This is a genomic window from Neobacillus sp. B4I6, from assembly GCF_050434045.1.
In the GTDB taxonomy this organism is placed as follows: Bacteria; Bacillota; Bacilli; order Bacillales; family Cytobacillaceae; genus Neobacillus.
In genome coordinates this window covers 4,538,122-4,556,420 of sequence record NZ_JBNPWB010000002.1, presented here as the reverse complement: position 1 = coordinate 4,556,420, position 18,299 = coordinate 4,538,122, and the positions used below count along the sequence as shown (strand labels likewise).

Annotated in this window: 21 protein-coding genes and 1 pseudogene; 16 read left to right on the top strand and 6 right to left on the bottom strand. The window is 37.1% G+C overall.

Annotation, left to right across the window (positions count from 1 at the left end; translation table 11 throughout):
• Window positions 1–287 precede the first annotated feature (287 nt).
• From QF028_RS24795 to QF028_RS24755, 9 genes are all read left to right on the top strand, one after another.
• Window positions 288–1,547, top strand: a complete 1,260-nt coding sequence (locus QF028_RS24795) for an MFS transporter (RefSeq protein ID WP_429469858.1) — start codon at window positions 288–290, stop codon at window positions 1,545–1,547.
• A gap of 25 nt (window positions 1,548–1,572) precedes the next feature.
• On the top strand, window positions 1,573–2,754 hold the full coding sequence (locus QF028_RS24790) for a M20 metallopeptidase family protein (RefSeq protein ID WP_429469856.1): 1,182 nt from the start codon (window positions 1,573–1,575) through the stop codon (window positions 2,752–2,754).
• 138 nt (window positions 2,755–2,892) lie between these two features.
• On the top strand, window positions 2,893–4,014 hold the full coding sequence (locus QF028_RS24785; RefSeq protein WP_429469854.1) for a M20 metallopeptidase family protein: 1,122 nt from the start codon (window positions 2,893–2,895) through the stop codon (window positions 4,012–4,014).
• Window positions 4,015–4,056: 42 nt separating this feature from the next.
• Window positions 4,057–4,488, top strand: a complete 432-nt coding sequence (locus QF028_RS24780) for a PfkB family carbohydrate kinase (protein WP_429469852.1) — start codon at window positions 4,057–4,059, stop codon at window positions 4,486–4,488.
• Between the two features lie 60 nt (window positions 4,489–4,548).
• Window positions 4,549–4,713, top strand: coding sequence for a hypothetical protein (locus tag QF028_RS24775; RefSeq protein WP_215010008.1), 165 nt, complete (start codon window positions 4,549–4,551; stop codon window positions 4,711–4,713).
• Between the two features lie 120 nt (window positions 4,714–4,833).
• Entirely contained in the window at window positions 4,834–4,962 is a 129-nt protein-coding gene (locus QF028_RS24770) for a hypothetical protein (protein WP_308162443.1), read from the top strand.
• A gap of 225 nt (window positions 4,963–5,187) precedes the next feature.
• Entirely contained in the window at window positions 5,188–5,628 is a 441-nt protein-coding gene (locus tag QF028_RS24765; protein ID WP_429469849.1) for a YaiI/YqxD family protein, read from the top strand.
• Between the two features lie 136 nt (window positions 5,629–5,764).
• Window positions 5,765–6,676: an AEC family transporter gene (locus QF028_RS24760; RefSeq protein WP_429469847.1), complete on the top strand. Its 912-nt coding sequence runs from the start codon at window positions 5,765–5,767 to the stop codon at window positions 6,674–6,676.
• Between the two features lie 135 nt (window positions 6,677–6,811).
• A complete protein-coding gene (locus QF028_RS24755) occupies window positions 6,812–7,996 on the top strand; it encodes a sulfite reductase subunit alpha (RefSeq protein ID WP_429469846.1) in 1,185 nt (394 codons plus the stop codon).
• A gap of 136 nt (window positions 7,997–8,132) precedes the next feature.
• On the opposite strand, the gene QF028_RS24750 is transcribed toward QF028_RS24755, so the two are convergent.
• On the bottom strand, window positions 8,133–8,747 hold the full coding sequence (locus QF028_RS24750; protein WP_429469844.1) for a DUF2306 domain-containing protein: 615 nt from the start codon (window positions 8,745–8,747) through the stop codon (window positions 8,133–8,135).
• Between the two features lie 21 nt (window positions 8,748–8,768).
• Window positions 8,769–9,203, bottom strand: a complete 435-nt coding sequence (locus QF028_RS24745) for a DUF2269 family protein (RefSeq protein ID WP_429469842.1) — start codon at window positions 9,201–9,203, stop codon at window positions 8,769–8,771.
• A 228-nt stretch (window positions 9,204–9,431) separates the two neighbouring features.
• Here QF028_RS24745 and QF028_RS24740 point away from each other — a divergent pair, with 228 nt between their 5' ends.
• Complete coding sequence (locus tag QF028_RS24740; RefSeq protein ID WP_429469840.1) at window positions 9,432–10,118, top strand: response regulator transcription factor; 687 nt, start codon at window positions 9,432–9,434, stop codon at window positions 10,116–10,118.
• A 1-nt stretch (window position 10,119) separates the two neighbouring features.
• Window positions 10,120–11,436 carry a sensor histidine kinase gene (locus QF028_RS24735; RefSeq protein ID WP_429469838.1) on the top strand — a complete coding sequence of 439 codons (1,317 nt, stop codon included), beginning with the start codon at window positions 10,120–10,122 and terminating at the stop codon, window positions 11,434–11,436.
• Window positions 11,437–11,630: 194 nt separating this feature from the next.
• Here QF028_RS24735 and QF028_RS24730 read toward each other — a convergent pair whose 3' ends face one another.
• The 3 genes and pseudogenes from QF028_RS24730 to QF028_RS24720 all read right to left on the bottom strand — a co-directional run bounded on the left by QF028_RS24730 (window position 11,631) and on the right by QF028_RS24720 (window position 13,530).
• Complete coding sequence (locus tag QF028_RS24730) at window positions 11,631–12,263, bottom strand: MOSC domain-containing protein (RefSeq protein ID WP_429469836.1); 633 nt, start codon at window positions 12,261–12,263, stop codon at window positions 11,631–11,633.
• Between the two features lie 149 nt (window positions 12,264–12,412).
• Window positions 12,413–12,892: pseudogene (gene dapF, locus QF028_RS24725) on the bottom strand (diaminopimelate epimerase); the annotation flags it as partial.
• 170 nt (window positions 12,893–13,062) lie between these two features.
• Entirely contained in the window at window positions 13,063–13,530 is a 468-nt protein-coding gene (locus tag QF028_RS24720; protein WP_429469834.1) for a phage tail protein, read from the bottom strand.
• Between the two features lie 258 nt (window positions 13,531–13,788).
• Here QF028_RS24720 and hprK point away from each other — a divergent pair, with 258 nt between their 5' ends.
• The 3 genes from hprK to QF028_RS24705 all read left to right on the top strand — a co-directional run bounded on the left by hprK (window position 13,789) and on the right by QF028_RS24705 (window position 16,104).
• A complete protein-coding gene (gene hprK / locus QF028_RS24715; RefSeq protein WP_429469832.1) occupies window positions 13,789–14,724 on the top strand; it encodes an HPr(Ser) kinase/phosphatase in 936 nt (311 codons plus the stop codon).
• Between the two features lie 280 nt (window positions 14,725–15,004).
• Window positions 15,005–15,541, top strand: a complete 537-nt coding sequence (locus tag QF028_RS24710) for a hypothetical protein (protein WP_429469830.1) — start codon at window positions 15,005–15,007, stop codon at window positions 15,539–15,541.
• A 365-nt stretch (window positions 15,542–15,906) separates the two neighbouring features.
• Entirely contained in the window at window positions 15,907–16,104 is a 198-nt protein-coding gene (locus QF028_RS24705; protein WP_429469828.1) for a hypothetical protein, read from the top strand.
• Window positions 16,105–16,522: 418 nt separating this feature from the next.
• On the opposite strand, the gene QF028_RS24700 is transcribed toward QF028_RS24705, so the two are convergent.
• The gene (locus tag QF028_RS24700; protein WP_429469826.1) at window positions 16,523–16,831 is read right to left on the bottom strand and encodes an ArsR/SmtB family transcription factor; all 309 of its coding nucleotides are present in this window, start codon (window positions 16,829–16,831) and stop codon (window positions 16,523–16,525) included.
• A gap of 175 nt (window positions 16,832–17,006) precedes the next feature.
• Between QF028_RS24700 and QF028_RS24695 the strand changes: the two genes are divergently transcribed.
• Window positions 17,007–17,201 carry a hypothetical protein gene (locus QF028_RS24695; protein ID WP_429469824.1) on the top strand — a complete coding sequence of 65 codons (195 nt, stop codon included), beginning with the start codon at window positions 17,007–17,009 and terminating at the stop codon, window positions 17,199–17,201.
• A 604-nt stretch (window positions 17,202–17,805) separates the two neighbouring features.
• The gene (locus tag QF028_RS24690; protein WP_429469822.1) at window positions 17,806–18,189 is read left to right on the top strand and encodes a VOC family protein; all 384 of its coding nucleotides are present in this window, start codon (window positions 17,806–17,808) and stop codon (window positions 18,187–18,189) included.
• The last annotated feature ends 110 nt before the right edge of the window (window positions 18,190–18,299 follow it).

The window sequence follows — 18,299 nt, the reverse complement described above, 5'->3', positions numbered from 1 at the left end:
AAATTTTTTTACAGTATCTACATTCTTATCATTCATTAATTATAAAGTTTATAGTGCTGAAAGTTAAAGAATAATAGGATTTACCAGCAAAAATCAGACAAAATTAAAAAAGAAAGATTAGTTGGCACAAAATTTGCATAATAAAAAATCATAAGAAAAATGTCTCTTTTTGGCCGATGATACTAGGGAGCGCTTACAAGAAGATGATAAAAGGAGGGATTTTATTTTTAGTTAAAATAGATTTAGGGCAGTACAGCTAACAATATTAACAAAGGGGATGGTATGTTGTGAACAACAAGGGGAAGATTTTTTATGGTTGGTGGATTGTAGTAACAACTTTTTTGATTATGATGTTCATTTATGCTCCGATTGCTAACTTAGTTTCACTATTTACTCTGCCTGTTACCAATGAACTCGGATTCGAACGGTCCCAGTTTATGACGTATTATACGATTATGGCTTTAGCTGCAATGGTTGTAGGCCCTATAGCAGGTAAACTAATGAAAAAGATGGACATTAGGATATATTTAACATTATTTATCTTAATAGGAGCTAGTGCATTTGTTGGCTTTTCATTTTCAACAAAACTAATTCATTTTTATTTATTTGCAGTACTTATGGGTGCATCCCTATCAGGTGGAGCTATGATTCCAACATCCGTTCTTATCACAAATTGGTTTAATAATAAACGTGGATTATGTTTGGGTTTAGCGTTATCAGGGACTGGTTTCGGCGGTGTCATCCTGAGTCCTTTAGTTAACTGGCTCATTACAACCTACGGATGGAGATCAGCCTATCTTGTTCTAGGGATTTTAATAGGTGTGGTATTAATCCCATTTGCAGTATTTGTAATAAGATTAAATCCAACTGATAAAGGTTTAATGCCATTAGGTGAGGCAAAAACTTTACATCCTACGAAAAAGAATGTATTAACAGGTACAACTCAAGGACAAGCACTTAAGTCAGTGTCATTTTGGACTCTTTGTTTCGCCGTCTTAGTAGGTGGCATTGTGGTTAATAGTATGCTGGTCAATCTTGCCCCCTATTTAGCAGATATAGGTGCCACAGCTAAAACAGCGGTATTGCTATTATCAATAGGTTCGGCAATGGTGATCATCGGAAAGCTACTAGTCGGGCGCTTATTTGACAAGTTAGGATTATTCTCCACCTTACTTATTATTTCTACAGGAAGTTTGGTAAGTTTTATATTCCTGATGAGAGGGAACATTCTATTACCTGCCATTCTTTATACCGTTTTTTCAGGTATAGGTGCAACGGCTGTAACTGTTTCACCTGCTTATCTTACTGGAGCACTTTTTGGTGAGCTAGAATTTGGTGCAAAATATGGGGTAGTATCAATATTTATCTCATTAGGTGCAGCGATCACTCCTATCGTATCAGGTGCGATATTTAATATGAACCATTCCTATGAATTATTACTAGATGTTTTAATGGTGCTTTCTGTTGTTCAATTCGGATTGTTCTTCGTTTCCATTAAATTGAAGCCTAAATTTTCTAAAAATTCATTGGATGAAGATGTAGCATAATTTAAAAAGGGAAAGGGGTATTTTTATGAATAAGACGATAAACATGGCTAACACTTTATCAAGTGCAGTTGAGATCAAGGATGAACTAATCAAACACCGGAGACATCTTCACGAAAATCCTGAACTTGGATTTGACTTACCAAATACAGTCGCATACGTGAAAGAAACATTAAAAGGTATGGGGCTCGAGCCCAAAAAGGTCGGGAAAGCAGGACTAGTTGTAACTATTGGCAAGGGAAATGGAAAAACTCTTTTGTTAAGAGGAGACATGGATGCTTTACCTATAAAGGAAAATACCGATTTGCCGTTTAAATCGACGAATGAATTTATGCATGCTTGTGGTCATGATATCCATACGACATTCATGCTCGGTACAGCAAAGTTATTAAAGGAAAGAGAAAATGAAATCAACGGAACGGTCAAAATCATGTTTCAACCAGCTGAGGAAATTGGCGCTGGAGCGAAGGATATGGTGGCCAATGGGTTAATGGAAAATCCAAAAGTAGATGCAGCACTTGCCCTTCATGTTGACCCAGGTTTGGAAGTGGGGAAATTCGGATATAAACCAGGCATTGCTGCTTCATCATTAGATGGCTTTTTCCTAAAAGTACAAGGAAAAGGAGGACATAGTTCTGAACCTCAAAAAGCCATTGATCCATTGATGATTATCAACGCGATCTACAGCCAATTAAATACGTTAGTGGGGAAAGAAATAGATCCAAGTGAAAGAGCGGTTCTTGTTGTTGGGAAGATGGGTGGCGGTACGGCTGCAAATATTATTCCTGATTCCGCACATCTCGATGCAACCTTACGGACGTTAAATCCTGAAGTTAGGGACCATCTATTTAAGAGAATCCCAGAAATCATTGATGCAACTGTGAAAATGATGCGTGGTACCTATCAGCTTGAAACCCTATCAACACCTTCGTTATATAATAATGCAGAATTATGCGAACAAATGTCACCATATATAAAAGAAGTTATTGGAGAAAATAACCTCGAAGTTAACAATGAACCATTATCCGGTACAGAAGATTTTTCCTATATTAGTAATCTTGTTCCAACGATGTTTATGTGGGCGGGTGCCAACGGATTAGAAGATCGTAATTATCCCCTTCATAATCCGAATGTCGTCTTAGACGAAGGCGTTATACCATGGGGAGTAGCTGTCGCTGTGCATACAGCAATAAATTGGATCAATAATTAAACAACCTATTAAAAAAAGGTAGGAGGAGTAAAATTTTTTTTACTCCATAACAAAAAAATTTTACATTAAAAATGATTGCTGGAATTTCTCTAGTAATATATTAGAACAGCCAGGGATTACCTTTTATTAGAGGAGGCAGTGAAATTGGAAAAGAAAAATCTTGAATTGGCGATTCAACTTCGTCATGAACTCCATGCTCATCCAGAATTATCAAATCATGAAGTTTGGACGAAACAGCATTTGATTAATTTTCTTAAAGCAAACACAAATCTTGAGATCGTTGATAGAGGCCTTTGGTTTTATGCCATCTATCGTTCCAAAGTGGGAAGAAGAAACGTAGCATTCCGCGCGGACTTCGATGCTCTTCCAATAGACGAAGTGATTGATCTGCCGTACGGTTCCCAATATCCTGGAGTTTCTCATAAATGTGGACATGATGGACATGCTGCAACCCTTTGCGGTTTTGCTCTGGAAATTGACCAGAAGGGTTGTGACAATAACGTCTTCTTCCTGTTTCAGCACGCTGAGGAAACAGGTGATGGTGCTGCACAGTGTTCTGTTTTCATAAAGGAAAATAGCATGGATGAGATCTTTGCTTGGCATAGTATGAGTGGTCTTAAATACAATACCGTATATGTCATCGATGGAACAGCGCATTGCGCTTCCAAGGGTATGACCATCTATATGGAAGGTGTTCCTTCTCACGCCAGTGAACCGGAGAAGGGAATAAATCCAGCCTTTGCAATTGCGAAAGTAATTGATGCCATTCCTGGATTCATGGATCCTGCAAACAATAGGGGGTTAGTTCTCTGTACTGTTGTTCAGGTTGACATTGGTGCAAAAGCATTCGGTGTCAATGCCAGCAGGGGTGTTCTTCGAATGACCATTCGTGCACTATACGAGGATGATCTGGACAAACTTCAGAAGAACCTAGAGGGTTTTGCGAAGGCTGAAGCTGAGAAGTATGGATTGAAAGTGAGCTTCGAATATCAGGATGAATTCCCGGAAACTTCTAATCACAAAGAAAGCTCTAACAAGATTCGTCAGGTCTGCAAACAAAATGGGCTTCAGATGTTGGAATTACCTGAAGCATTCCGCGGTTCCGAAGATTTCGGTCACTACACGAAACTCACAAAAGGTGCCTACGCTTATATTGGAAACGGTGAAGATTATCCGAACCTGCACAGTTACGAATTTGACTTCAGGGACAATCTCATTGAAACAGCTGTGGAACTGTTCAAAGGACTAGCTGTATTATAAGATGACATTTGGTGCCTGACCTTCGTTACTGGTGGCGATGAAATGATTACCGTGGTTGGCAGTATCAATATGGACTTGGTAGTTGAAAGTGAAAAAAATCCAACACAGGGAGAAACACTTTTAGGGAAGTCCTTTTCAACCTTTCCAGGTGGTAAAGGAGCGAATCAAGCCGTCGCAGCTGCTAGGTTAGGCAGCTGTGTGAATTTTGTTGGGAATATCGGTAAGGATATTTTTGGGAAAGAACTCCAAGAGAATTTAACTAAAGAGGGCATTAGCATTGAACATATTAATATAGTAAAAGATCAATCCACAGGTGTGGCAAATATCATATTATCTGAAAATGATAATCGTATTATTGTCGTTCCAGGTGCTAATTTTAGTTTATTTCCTTCGGATATCGAAAAGGTAAAAGAATTTTTAGCAAAAAGTGCAATTGTCATCGTTCAGTTAGAAATTCTACCAAAGGTATGTTGAAATATTTAAATAAAAAACGAATTATTGCAGATAATTTATATAAATGGAAGGAGGAGGACAATGGAAACAAACAATAATGATAAAAATCTTACAAACAAGAATCAAGAAGAAAGCTTGGAAATTAGTTCTACAGGTTATGGATATGAGTCTGTTACAACAGAAACAAGAGCGGAACAGACAAAACAACAAGCAAAAGGGACGAGACAATCTTGTGGAGATTTGTAATTTCTCCCATTTGATTATGAATCCTTCTTTTTTTATTCTAAAATGCTTGAACATAGTAAAGAACTGTACGAATGGCTTCAAAAAGGTGCTTATTTCTACGTTTGTGGAGATAAGGAATACATGGCGAAAGACGTCCATGAAACGCTTAGCAGCATAATTGAAAAAGAAGGTGCGATGAGTCGCGATGCAGCAGAAGCGTATCTAAAAGATATGCAGAAGCAAGGGCGTTATCAACGTGATGTGTATTAAAAGGTCTTAAGTAAATAAATCTACAATCCCTTCGTTCTATATAGGACGAAGGTTTTTGAATTATAATATGACATTTGGTGCCTGACCCCCGTTGCGTTAAACGTTAATATACTGGGGGTCAGGCACTTTGCAACAGCAACGTCCCTGTGCTTACATAGTTTGACAAAAGCTGAATTTAGCAATAGTATCACTATTAATTCGAACTTTTTTACAGGGGAGATAAAGATGAAAATTTATGTTGATGCAGATGCTTGTCCGGTAAAAGATATTATTATTTCGGAAGGAAGGAATGCAGAAATTCCTATTATTCTTGTTACGAGCTTTTCTCATTTTTCTAATGCGGAACAACCTTCAGGAGTGGAAATCATTTATGTTGATTCTGGAGCGGATGCTGCCGATTATCGGATTATGAAGTTAGCCGAATCAGGAGATATTATTGTTACGCAAGATTACGGACTTGCATCGCTAGGTTTAGCAAAAGGGTGTATGGTCCTTCACCATAAAGGGTTTAGCTATACGAATGAAAACATTGACGAATTATTGCAAACACGGTATTTAAGTGCTATGGCTCGAAAAAGCGGAAAGCGAACAAAGGGACCCAAGCCTTTTACAGAAGAAGATCGGGAGCAATTTAGGAGGCTTTTTAAACAAGTTATTTTTAATTAGAGTGTTGACTTAGCCAACACTCTTCTATTTATTATTAGACAGAGACGATCTTCATGAAATGACTGGATGAATTTGCACATTTTGTTACTTACAGAAACTCAAATTTAGATACTTCATAGAGGAGCGTATTTTTTTAATGAATCAGGAATTTCTTTATATTATTATTATCATTGCCCTTGGGTATCTATTAAAACGTTTAAATATTTTACAAGAAAAAGATGGAGTAGTCATTTCGAAAATTATTTTTAAAATTACCCTTCCTGCCTTAGTTCTTGTCACATTCGATTCTGTAAAAATAGAAACTTCTTTAATTTTGTTACCAGTTATGGTACTTGTTTATGGAATCATAGCAGCATGTCTAGGCTTCTTAGTTTTTAAAAATGAGGAAAGGGAACTGAAAGGTTCTTTTCTGATGCTTTCTTCCGGATTTAATGTTGGCTTATTTGCATTTCCTTTAGTTTATGCAATATGGGGAATGGATGGATTAACCTATTTTAGTATGTTTGATGTCGGAACATCATTTGTCGTTTTTGGAATTGCCTATATTTTAGGAAGTTATTTTTCAGCAGAAAGACTTAGGCTTAAACCATTAGAAATTCTAAAAAAACTTGCCAAGTCTATTCCGTTAATGACGTATCTTATGGCTAGTCTTTTAAATTTTAGCCACCTCCATTTACCTGATACAATCATTCATGTTGCAAGTACAATCTCTGGTGCCAATATGCCGTTATCATTATTATTATTAGGGCTCTATTTGAATTTTAAATTTGACAAACAATTGATTAAACCAATGTTGAAATATTTAACCTTCCGATATGGTTTAGGTCTACTTTTTGGATTTGGTTTATACTATATCCTTCCGTACAATCAGATGTATCGATTTACAATCTTGATTGGTTTGTTACTACCTGTTGCAGCATCCGCCTTAACATTTGCAGTTGAATTTAAATATAGCACCAGCAGCACCCGTTTAATCGCTACTATATCAAATATTACGATTTTAATTAGTATTTTCATTTTATATATTTTTGTAAACTTTATATTATAAAGCTTTCATTTAAAAGATCTGCTCCATTTGATAGGTAAATTCACTCGAAATTGGAAAGAAAATTGTGAAAAAATACACAACAGATTTCCCAAATCAATGTTAAAATGTATATATTACTTTTGGAGGTTAAGAACCATGCAAAATACTTTGGATAACACTAAAACAGCCCAAAAAGACAAACTGGTTCAAACAACATTTTCACGAACAAATCCGTTTCAAGCAAAAATTCTTAAAAACATTAATATAAATGGGGCAGGCTCTAGTAAAGAAACAAGGCATATTGAGTTATCACTAGAAGGATCAGGCCTTTCTTATGTGCCAGGTGATGCCCTTGGCATTATCCCTTCAAATGATCCAGAACTCGTGGCTTCCCTTTTTGATGAAATGCACTGGGATGAAGAAGCGCTTGTAACGATCAATAAGCAAGGTGAGACACTTCCACTGAAGGAAGCGCTAACCACCTATTTTGAAATTACACTACTATCAAAAAAGGTTTTACAGCAGGCAGCTGCCTTTACAGAAAACGAAAAGTTACAAAAGCTTCTCTTGGTTGAAAATACAGCTCAATTGAAAGAATATTGCTATGGGCGAGATTTGCTTGATATGTTACGTGAATTCGCTCCATGGAAAGCTACTGCTCAGGAAATCGTCTCTATCTTAAGAAAAATGACGCCGCGCCTCTATTCGATTGCAAGCAGCATTGCAGCTAATCCAGATGAAGTTCATTTAACCATCGGTTCTGTGCGCTACAATGCTAATGGCCGCGAGCGTAAAGGGGTTTGCTCTGTATTATGTGCTGAACGTGTAAATGAAGGAGATACGCTTCCAGTCTTTATTCAAGCAAATAAACATTTTTATCTGCCAGAGTCTCATGATATTGATATTATTATGGTCGGACCTGGTACCGGTATTGCACCATTCCGTTCATTTATACAAGAGCGTTCAGTGAATAAAGGAACAGGGCGGTCATGGCTATTTTTTGGAGACCAGCATGCAGCTTCTGATTTCCTTTATCAAGAAGAGTTGGAACAATTTCAGCAAGATGGGGTACTTTCCAAATTAGATACGGCCTTCTCTCGCGACGGAGCTCAAAAAGTCTATGTTCAGCATAAAATGCAAGAACATAGTAAAGAACTGTTCGAATGGCTTCAAAAAGGTGCTTATTTCTATGTGTGTGGAGATAAGGAATATATGGCGAAAGACGTCCATGAAACGCTTATTAGCGTATTTGAAAAAGAAGGTTCAATGAGCCGTGATGAAGCAGAAGCGTATTTAAAAGATATGCAGAAGCAAGGGCGTTATCAACGTGATGTGTATTAAAAGATAAGCTGCAAGAATCTTTAATAACCACCCTTCGTTCCAGTAGGACGAAGGGTTTTTTATCATGAGTTAAATTTGAATTCATAGACTTTATTGGGCAATATTCATTTACTTCTAGCAGACCATGACTTTCTCATTAAAATAATATTTTCTTCTTTATTACGAATTCAGCGGAAAGTAGGTTTATCATCCAACATAACCAAACCGCTGCAGTGTAGGAATTTCCATAGGAAAAATTCATTAGGTCATGTGTAATGGCGACGATTATATAAATCGTCATATTGGCAAATGAAAGAAAGAAACTTCTAATCATCCAATGGATATGTAAAATCATTTTTCCTCCTTTGATATACAGATAACCAAGGATCGTTGTTCCCAGCCATAACGTATTTAATAGGAGAAAACCTAATGTACTTAACCAACCCCCTGTTGCAAAGAATGAAACATAAACTCCTGGAAGGAAATTGAAAAGGATTGCTAGGACATATATACGGCCATTCCAACGGTGAAAGGAACTTGATTTAACTCGAATTGCTTTCATAACACCAAGAGGACCAGTGATAAGAGAAATCAGGGCCAGCGAGATATGAATACGAATCATCAATATCCATAGGGATTCATTTGTTAGAATTTGATCCTTTCTAGAAAGAAACTTTTCAAACGTTGGGTCTACGATAAAATTCTTTGAAAATGTATGAATTACCCACATGATCGAAATGAACACGAGGATTACTTTGATTACCTTTTTCATGCCACTTTTCCTCCGTCATTCTTATGAAAATAAATTTCGATTAATCATGATAAAGGCAGCAAGAACTATTAAGGTAAATGTCATCCACCCATACCATTTTAACTTCAGCATGTTATCTACTAACTTCTTTTCTGAGCTTTCTGTATGAATAATCGATTTCATCTCTTTATTCATCATTCCTATGAGACCACCAATAAGAACAAGCAGTACAAATGCAAGGACTATCCATAAAATGGAAGGTTGAGTGGAATAAGCCATGACCATCCAGCCACCTGTAATCGTTAAAAACACTAAGGCAAAATGTCCCAAAAGAGTGTAGATTAAAATGATCTTAAGTGATGCTTTTAATGGATGGCCTGATTTAGAGGGGAGTTTTTGAAAAACAAAAGGTAAAGCAAGATAACTCCCCAGGAAAAAAGCACTTATTACATGTACAAATACCAACAATGAATACATATTTTATCACCCCATTTCAATTTGTAGTAAATATTTGCCGTTTGTCTACATGAAAAGAATAACCAATGAGAATCTCAAATGAAGATACAAAAAGTCACAAAACCATCACAATCCATCACAAAAATATGTCTACGCTTGCTCCTTGTTTGTAAAATGATAAACTAAAAATGGATTTCGATTGAAAGATTCATGACTAGTAAGAGGCTTCGGAGAAAAGGGGGGATCTACGTGAAGGAAATACATACTATTCTTGTCGTAGATGATGACAAAAGCATTGTCGAACTATTAAGGGACTTCTTAGAGAATGACGGTTTTAATGTGAAAATCGCCTATAACGCAGCTCAGGCACTAGACGTGATGAACCAAGGAATCATTCATGGCATTATCCTTGATATTATGATGCCAGGACAAAATGGATTTGATTTATGTCGAAAGATACGAACAGAAAGCAATATTCCTATCCTTTTTTTTAGCGCCAAAAGTGATGATGTTGACAAGATAAGGGGGCTTGCACTTGGAGGCGACGATTATATCGTTAAAACAGCGTCCCCTGGAGAGATTGTTGCTAGAGTAAAGGCTGTGTTAAGGCGGGCAAGTTCACAACAGGGATTTATTCGAAGGGTATTGAAATATGGAAGACTCACTTTGGATTTGTCCACAAGAGAAGTATTTATAGATGAAAGTATCGTCTCACTCACACCGAAAGAATATGAATTACTACGTTTGTTTGCCGAACATCCAAAATATGTTTTTTCATACGATCAATTACTCGAAAAGTTTTGGGAGGGAGTGGGTGACAAACATACCGTTCGCGTACATCTTAGCCGACTTCGAGAGAAAATCGAGGATGACCCGAACCATCCAGAATTCATCATCAATGTATGGGGCATCGGTTATCGTTTCAAGGGAGATTAACATGAAAAACATTCACATTCGTAAGTTTACTATACTCTGTCTACTTTTCATTACACTATTACCATGGTTGTTTTTTGTAACCGCACACCTTATTGAAACAAAAACGCTCGATTTTGGCATGAGTCATTTACAAAAGGAAAACTTGAAAAAGTCCATTCAATTGATCGAAATGAATTCAGAAAACTGGACGAGCTCTGCTTGGCAAAAACAACTGAATAGACAGTTACAGAGAACGAACATGGATGTATCAATTCAATCTGGAAAAGAACAGGTTATTTATCAACCCCCCTCTAACGTTCATCACTCATTTAGGCGCTCGGAACATTTTTCCATCATTCAGGACGGGCGAGTAATCGGAAAGGTTGACCTATATTATTCGAATTCTAGAGTCATTCCGATGATAGCGGCAGTCATTGGCCTATTGTTGGCTTTTTTTATTGTCGCCTATGGAATGCGAAGATATATTCTTATACCTCTAGAAAAAATGAGCACTTGTGCTCGACAAATAGCGGAGGGAGATTTGGACGTTCAATTACCTTCGTCCAAAATGGCAGAAATTGCTGAGGTAGGTGACGGATTTAAAGTGATGGTGGATGGCCTAAAAGAATCATTTCAGAAACAAGTTGAATTGGAAGGCGAACGGCGATTCGTTATTGCTTCTGTCGCCCATGACTTACGGACACCGTTATTTGCCTTACGAGGTTATTTGGATGGCTTAGAGCGAGGCATCGCCGATTCACCTGAAAAACAAGCAAAATATCTTGCGGTTTGTAAGGAGAAGTCAGCTCAGTTGGACCGGCTTGTGGAGGACCTTTTCACATTTACAAAGACGGAATACTTGGAAATCGACCATAACAAAAACCAAGTGGACCTTGCAAGTGTACTAAAAAATGCTATAGACAGCATCAAGCTGCAAGCCGGGCAGAAGCAGATCTCGATAATCAAGGACGGTTTTGCAGATGATTGCGTTATGGAGGGTGATACACACTTATTAGAGCGTGCGATGAATAACTTATTAGACAATGCTGTAAGGCATACACCCCATCAAGGTAAGATTTTTATTCAATGCTATAAGAATATGGACCGAGTTTGTTTTACCATTCGAGATACAGGTGAGGGATTCTCTTCGGAAGAACTTAAACATGTTTTCAAACCACTATATCGTGGTGAAGTATCGAGAAACTATGACACAGGTGGATTCGGATTAGGTTTGACCACTACACAAAGAATCATAAGGCGGCACGGTGGTGTCATTATCGCGGAAAATTATATAGATGGAGGTGCACAATTGACAGGTTGGATACCCTTGGCTAGTTAACTGCTCTTTTTTTTAATGAGTGAAACTTCCGTCATTGTGATTGTGAACACAACGGGTGAAAGAGATAAGGGTAGGAGCTGTCATTTTGGCAGCTTTTCTTGTTTCACTACCGGGCAGGATAGTTGAACAAGGATACACAAAAATCCTAGCTTTTTAGTCTAGGTTATTTGTGTACCTACAATTTTTGAAAAGAATCATAACAATTTTAAAAATCTATTTCTCCAGTCCTCTGCAAGAGCATCAACCGTCAATATTTTTTCAATTGATGTTTTATCTTGTTGTTGATGAAAAAGAATTTGTGTAGCAAAAGAAACGGATATTTCTTTTGAGTCTTTTTCCACAAGATTTATTTCCGAATCGCACTTCATGGCCCCCTCTTCCAATACTCGAAAAAAGTAACCAGTTAGAGTCGTTTCAACCACTTTCTTTAAAAATTGTTTTTCCTGATTATACTTGGAGATAGTTGCACAAGGTACTCTTCCTTGGGTAACTTGAAGAATAGTATCCCCTATTTTAAATATATCGCCTATATAAACCTGTTCTTCCAACATCCCTGTTGCTGTAATATTTTCCCCGAAAGCAGGTGGAGCCAGTTTTTTTTGAAATATCTTTTCCCAATAAGAGTAATGCTCAAATGGATATAAACATACTGCACGATCAATACCACCATGAAACTTGTGGTTTGCAACATCATCACCGACAAAACAGGATTTTTTCAATTCAACAACTTGTACAAAAGATTTTCCTATTGCCGAAACCTCTTTTTTATTATTCCAATCATATTCTTTCGGTTTTCCAACGGCCAAAGTAATAATTTTTCGATCCAATGCGAATTTACCTCGCTTTCATATAATTTTTATAATCAAACAATGTATCTTTAGTTCAACTTTATAACTAGATTTTAAAATCAAATATCTTGTGTTTTATGGTTAATTGAATTTCTTAATAGGGGAGTTTTCCTTAATTAGTAAACAATTTAAGTTACGTAATAATAAATCCCATGACAAACTGTATTAGCGCAGCCAGTCATCAAGACATCTCCTTGCTCTGTCCAAGTAATTTTCAAATCACCCCGGGCTAAATGTACGGTTACTGACATGTTTTTGCTCGTATAGCTATTTAAGATGGAGGCTACAACTGCTGCGCAGGCACCAGTGCCGCAAGCTTGAGTGATCCCTGATCCTCGTTCCCATACGCGATAATGTAGTTCCATTTCATTTAACACTTGCACAAATCCAACGTTTATACCCATAGGAAACCGATTGTCTTTTTCAACAATGGCACCTAATGTTGTAAGAGGTGCTTTTTCAATATCATCTATATAAAAAATAATATGAGGATTTCCCATTGATACAAGCGTTGCTGTATATGTCTTATTACCAAATCTCATGGATTCTGCTACTACTTCATGTTGATCGATACCAAGCATTGGTATTTCTTTTCTGCGAAATCTTGGCAAAAAGGTGCCTGACACCCGCTGCATGAACATATTAACGCATTGGGGGTCAAGCACCTGTTTTCTTAGTCAATAGTGTTTCTCCATCCACTCATCCATATATGCCTGATTCCAGCGTAGATGACACAGACCGCAATGGCTGGACTCCTCCACTTGCGCTTTTGCTTACTTTAATATTCTCCTTTAATTACAAAAAACGAGCCCCGAATTGTTCCAGCTAGTTTAGATTTCTGCCTAGCAAACTTAAACTTCCCTTCTAACTCCTTTGGTACCTCCATCCCCTCAGAAAGCTTAAAACCAACTGCCCGCTTCGGCTTAGGGCCATCAACCGTATACATGACGTTGACCTCAAGACCATCCTCATAAAAGACGTAGGCCATTTTGATATTTTCCACTTGAAAACGCGACGTTTCTAAAGGTTTGGCCGCAAACTCAATATCACGTTCTTCTTTCAAAATTCGGTTCACATAATCAAGGGTCTCCCGGCTTTCGCTAGCTGGTACAACCGTAAATTCATGCTTGTATTTGTTCATAAAGTAACGGGCTTCATTAGCACGTAAACCAGCCAGCGCTTCTACTATAGGTGAAGACTCTAAACCAACCGTAGACACATTTTTAAAATCAACGATATAGGACATTTCCATCCCTCCTTTTCTCTCTTTATTTCAGAACAACAGGAATCCACATTTCAGTAAACTAAGTCATTCTTCAAGTTGTTTTTTTGACTAGTATTAACAAATACCTCTTTAAAATTCGACGTTGTTGCGTCAAAGCCCTTCATTTCGAGGAATTGAAACCATACCAAATAATTGGAATCATTTCGTAAAGGGATGACGATTCCTCTTTTCTTAAGTATAATTCAACTATAGATAGGCTATTAGGACGGTGAATATAAGGTGAAAAAAATAACAGTCGAAAACTTAGTTCGGAAGTTTTCATTGAAAGTAGTAGCTGGGGAAAATCAACTGCAGAAAATGATTACGCAATCACGTGTGCATCGCCCTGGCTTGGAATTTGTTGGCCATTTTGATTTTTTTCCGATGGAGAGAGTTCAAATTCTAGGAAAAAAGGAAATTACCTATTTACATAAGTTAAGTAAAGAGGAACGTAAAATACGAATCGGGAATATCGTTCACTATCACCCGCCATGTTTTATTGTTACGGCTGGTGAAGAAGGACTTACCTATTTAACTCACCATTGTGTTGAACAGGGTATTCCCTTATTAATTACAAACAAGCCTGAGACCACTTCAGAGTTTATCCCCAGATTGGATGCGTATCTGGTAAAGGAATTAGCCCCAGAAATTGCTGTGCATGGAGTTTGTATGAATGTGTCTGGCATTGGGATCTTACTTCGCGGTGATTCAGGGGTAGGGAAGAGCGAAACAGCTCATACGTTAATTCGTCGAGGACACCGGCTGGTTGCTGATGATATTGTTGTCCTGAAGAAGCTTAGCCCGCAAACCATCCTCGGTACACATGATGAAAAAACCAAGGAATTTTTGGCTCTTCGTAGTATAGGGTTGCTGAATGTGGTTCGCTTATACGGTCGCAAGGCTTTTCAAGATGAATCAAGAATTGTGCTCGATATAAAATTAACGAAATGGCAGAAAGATGATTTGAATAATGAATTGGACCAGGAACTTCAATTTACGGAATATATGGGTGTTAAGATTCCATCTATGGAAATCCAACTCCAGCCAGGGCGTGATGTAGCGGGGTTAATTGAGGCTGCGGCAAATAACTGGTATTTAAGGCAGCAAGGATACAGCGCAGCAGAAGAGTTCATGAGCAGGATTGAGGCCGATATTTCGAATTCTAATATGGAATAACTTTTGAAGAAGAACGCCACGGTGACGGTTCTCATGGTTTTATTGAGGTTAGTGCCGACCGCAAGAACCGTCCAACCGTCGCCATGGTCTCTCCCATGGTCTTTTTTATTTATCAAAAAGCAGCGTAAAACCCCTAGCTTTTAGATATGGGGGTATAAGCTGTATTTTTGTTCGTTTTTTTAGGATAATGCAAGTAATTTTACTATACATTCTTTGAAATTCTTTGGTGTAATGGAATTACAGATAGAACACTCGTTCCCGTAGGAAAGGAGTGTACGAAATGTATCGATCCTATAAAATACAAATTCAGCCGGAACATGAATTGTTCGACTACTGTGACTCACTCTGTTTTAAAGCGAAAAACTTGTACAATATCACCAATTACTATATTAGACAGGTTTACACAGCTTTAAAAAAAGAAACTAGAAATGAAAATCAACTTCAAGTTCTAACAGATATTCAAGTCCATTTACCTCAAATGAATAAAATTCGTCTAAAAAGTTTTGAGAGAGCCAAATCTAAGCCTCAAAAAGTCGATAATAATGGTCATGTTTTTGAGCCAAAACCAAAGCTATTTGAAATGCCCCATCCAGAGAAAGCATTCCTTCCCTATACCTTTGTAGAAGCACTGTTTAAAGTGATGAAACAAACCGATTACCTTTCTATGCCCTCTCAATCCAATCAACAAACCATGAAAAAGGTCTATGATGATTGGAAAAGTTTCTTCGAAGCCTATAAGAAATATAAAACCATGCCTACTAGCTTTTCGCTAGTAATGGAGCATGGAGAGGTCACTTTTAACCAAACGTTTATGTAGTGGGGAAATGGAGGGGAATTAATGGAATGATGTAAGTTCAAGAGAAACTTAATTGATTTTGTGGAAAGTTGGTTTATTTCCTGCGAAATATATAAACAGTTCTCGACAATCTTCACACTTGTTTAGCGGGGAAGATTATTACAGGTCAGCACTTTCAGCAGTTTCAATCAAACGTTTAATTAGTATATCCTATACGGAATTTAGTCGAATTGTTGTCGTTTAGTGGTAATAGTGGTTCGGACGCTGTTTATCGACTTTTATTATCTGATTTTTCAACAATTTATTTATGCGCCTGGAAGGACAGTTGCATATAAGTCAAGGGGTGTAGCGGATCTAATTAAACGTTTGATTGAAAGGGAAACTTGTTGGAACTGGGCGAGGTTTGTCATTTAACGGTTTGTAAGGGAATGGGAGATGGTGTACTTGTTCACGATGAAGAGCGCTATCCATTAAAAAAAGGAACCCATCTTATTATTCCAGTGGGATTAGGGAATTTACGATTGACGGCGATTGTCAATGATTGTTTCCCATCCGTAATAATGGGGCATGAAAAGAATAGTTAGACAAAAGAAATACCCGTAAAGATGACTTAATGGTGGTATTTCTTTTTTTGCTCGCTTATAAAATAAGGTTTCGCTGATAATTCATTCGGTTTCCGGAAGGATATCGGTTTAATGGCCCTTGAATGCTTGCATCAAGCATCAGGACGCTAATAATACAGAGATTAACAAGAACGAAACAAAAGTAGAACGAACATAAATAAAAACCCTAAATAAAAGAAGAAGATTTATCAATATGATATCTTCTTCTTTTATTTTTCAGGAATTTGGGGTTAGACCCCAAAGCCATCAAGCCAAGGTGAAATTTTATCCCCATAACCCCAAAAACACTATTCTTTCTCTAAAAAGTACAAGAATTCTAGATGATTCAAACAAATAAGGTCAATAGATTTGACCTTATTTGTTAAGGCTATGGAGAGTATTAAAATGGATCGGTTGCTTTTAGAATAGACGGAAGTAACCCAGGGAAACGAGCATCTAAGTCACTAACCCGAAGAGAGATAAAACGTTGCCTTCCTTCTATTCTTGTTTCAATCACTCCCGCTTCACGTAACACTTTAAAGTGGTGAGAAAGTGTTGATTTAGCGGTACAAATATCAAAAGCACCACAATTTTGTTCTCTGTTTTCTGCCAAATTCTTGACTATCCCCAACCTAATGGGATCACTTAAAGCGTATAATACAGCCGTCAATTGAATATCTGATTGATTTGGTTGGAATGGTGTTCTCATAATTGCATGATATCAAAAAGGGTGATACTATTCAATTGTTCGAATATTTTCGAACAATAAAAGGGATAAATAAAATATGAACGCATAATCATAAACCGGGTACCCGCCGAACAGGAGGAAACACTATGAAACCAGCAGTACAAGGAAAACTTTTTGAGACTATTCAATTTGGAGCTTGGAACTTAAAGCTCCTAACACCTTTACACCACATCATAATCATTATCTAGGTTCTATATCTCCTGATGGAACGGATTTCTTCTCGATTCTTGAAAGTGCAATCCGTGAAGCAGACCGCAAGTGGAGGGAAGATGAATTCGAACAGTATCACAAAAATAAAAAGAAGAAACGACAAAGAGGAATAGAACGATAGAAAGAGTTTGAATGGATGAAAAAGGATAGTAACCTTTATAAAAAAAAATCGCCAGCAATAAGTAATTTCATTGTGCAAGCACAAGCTAACTTTATAAGGATTGGAGCTTATGAAGATGGTTGTTTATCATTATGAACGTAACTTTAATTTGAAGTCATTAAGAGCTTTGAAAATGTCTTTTTTTTAACTTAATAAATAAAATAATCCTATTACAAGGAGAGAGCCCACTGATTGTGCCAGGATTTTATTTTTTTGACTTCATTTTTCCGTGTTATTAAGGAGTATGAATTAAAAAATTTTTAAGATGATAGAACCTCTTCTAGTCCTTTATTGAGTTGAGTAAGATAAGTAAAGACAGGCACCATAATAGTGATTTTCTTTAAGGAATTGAATTTGAGTAATAGTGTAAAGGAGAATTCAGGCGGAAAGCTTAAGAAAAGTGAATTGAAAAAAACAACAGAATCTTGGCTTTATTTGTCTTTAGAGGTTGGCAAAAAAGCATGAGTCTTTATGGCAATTAAGAATCAGATATCGCTATCCTAAGTTATCCTATATTTACCTTTAAGAAAAATGGTTGCTAAACACTCTCATAGGGGGTTAGAAAATGACTAGAAAAAGGATTGACCATGTAGGAGTTATGGTACGAAACTTAGAAAATTCTATTAAATTTTATAAAGATGTTGTAGGTTTAACATTAAAAGGCACACTTCTCCATACAAATGGAATTATCCGATTAGCATTCCTTGGGTTTAATGAATCAGATGAAACTGAATTGGAGTTAATTCAAGGCTACAATGATCAACTACCTGTGGAAGGTAAGGTCCATCATTTCGCTGTTACGGTGGACAATATTGAGGAAGAATTTAAACGTATTCAAAGCTTAGATGTAGAATTAGTGGATCAAGAAATTACTTCATTACCTAATGGACATCGCTACTTTTTCGTATACGGCTCAGAAGGGGAATGGGTTGAATTTTTTCAACGCTAAGAATTTACAATATCATTAGCAGAAAGAAGAGATTCTTCTTTTCTGCTAACGATATTGTAAAAAACACTCCCATTTAGTTAAGACATTAATCGGTTTCAAAGTTAATCCAG

Coding starts and splice junctions, on each gene's coding strand:
- QF028_RS24790 (WP_429469856.1), top strand. CDS start 1,573: ATGAATAAGACGATAAACATGGCTAACACTTTATCAAGTGCAGTTGAG.
- QF028_RS24780 (WP_429469852.1), top strand. CDS start 4,057: ATGATTACCGTGGTTGGCAGTATCAATATGGACTTGGTAGTTGAAAGT.
- QF028_RS24775 (WP_215010008.1), top strand. CDS start 4,549: ATGGAAACAAACAATAATGATAAAAATCTTACAAACAAGAATCAAGAA.
- QF028_RS24770 (WP_308162443.1), top strand. CDS start 4,834: ATGGCGAAAGACGTCCATGAAACGCTTAGCAGCATAATTGAAAAAGAA.
- QF028_RS24765 (WP_429469849.1), top strand. CDS start 5,188: ATGAAAATTTATGTTGATGCAGATGCTTGTCCGGTAAAAGATATTATT.
- QF028_RS24760 (WP_429469847.1), top strand. CDS start 5,765: ATGAATCAGGAATTTCTTTATATTATTATTATCATTGCCCTTGGGTAT.
- QF028_RS24755 (WP_429469846.1), top strand. CDS start 6,812: ATGCAAAATACTTTGGATAACACTAAAACAGCCCAAAAAGACAAACTG.
- QF028_RS24750 (WP_429469844.1), bottom strand. CDS start 8,747: ATGAAAAAGGTAATCAAAGTAATCCTCGTGTTCATTTCGATCATGTGG.
- QF028_RS24745 (WP_429469842.1), bottom strand. CDS start 9,203: ATGTATTCATTGTTGGTATTTGTACATGTAATAAGTGCTTTTTTCCTG.
- QF028_RS24735 (WP_429469838.1), top strand. CDS start 10,120: ATGAAAAACATTCACATTCGTAAGTTTACTATACTCTGTCTACTTTTC.
- QF028_RS24720 (WP_429469834.1), bottom strand. CDS start 13,530: ATGTCCTATATCGTTGATTTTAAAAATGTGTCTACGGTTGGTTTAGAG.
- QF028_RS24710 (WP_429469830.1), top strand. CDS start 15,005: ATGTATCGATCCTATAAAATACAAATTCAGCCGGAACATGAATTGTTC.
- QF028_RS24700 (WP_429469826.1), bottom strand. CDS start 16,831: ATGAGAACACCATTCCAACCAAATCAATCAGATATTCAATTGACGGCT.
- QF028_RS24690 (WP_429469822.1), top strand. CDS start 17,806: ATGACTAGAAAAAGGATTGACCATGTAGGAGTTATGGTACGAAACTTA.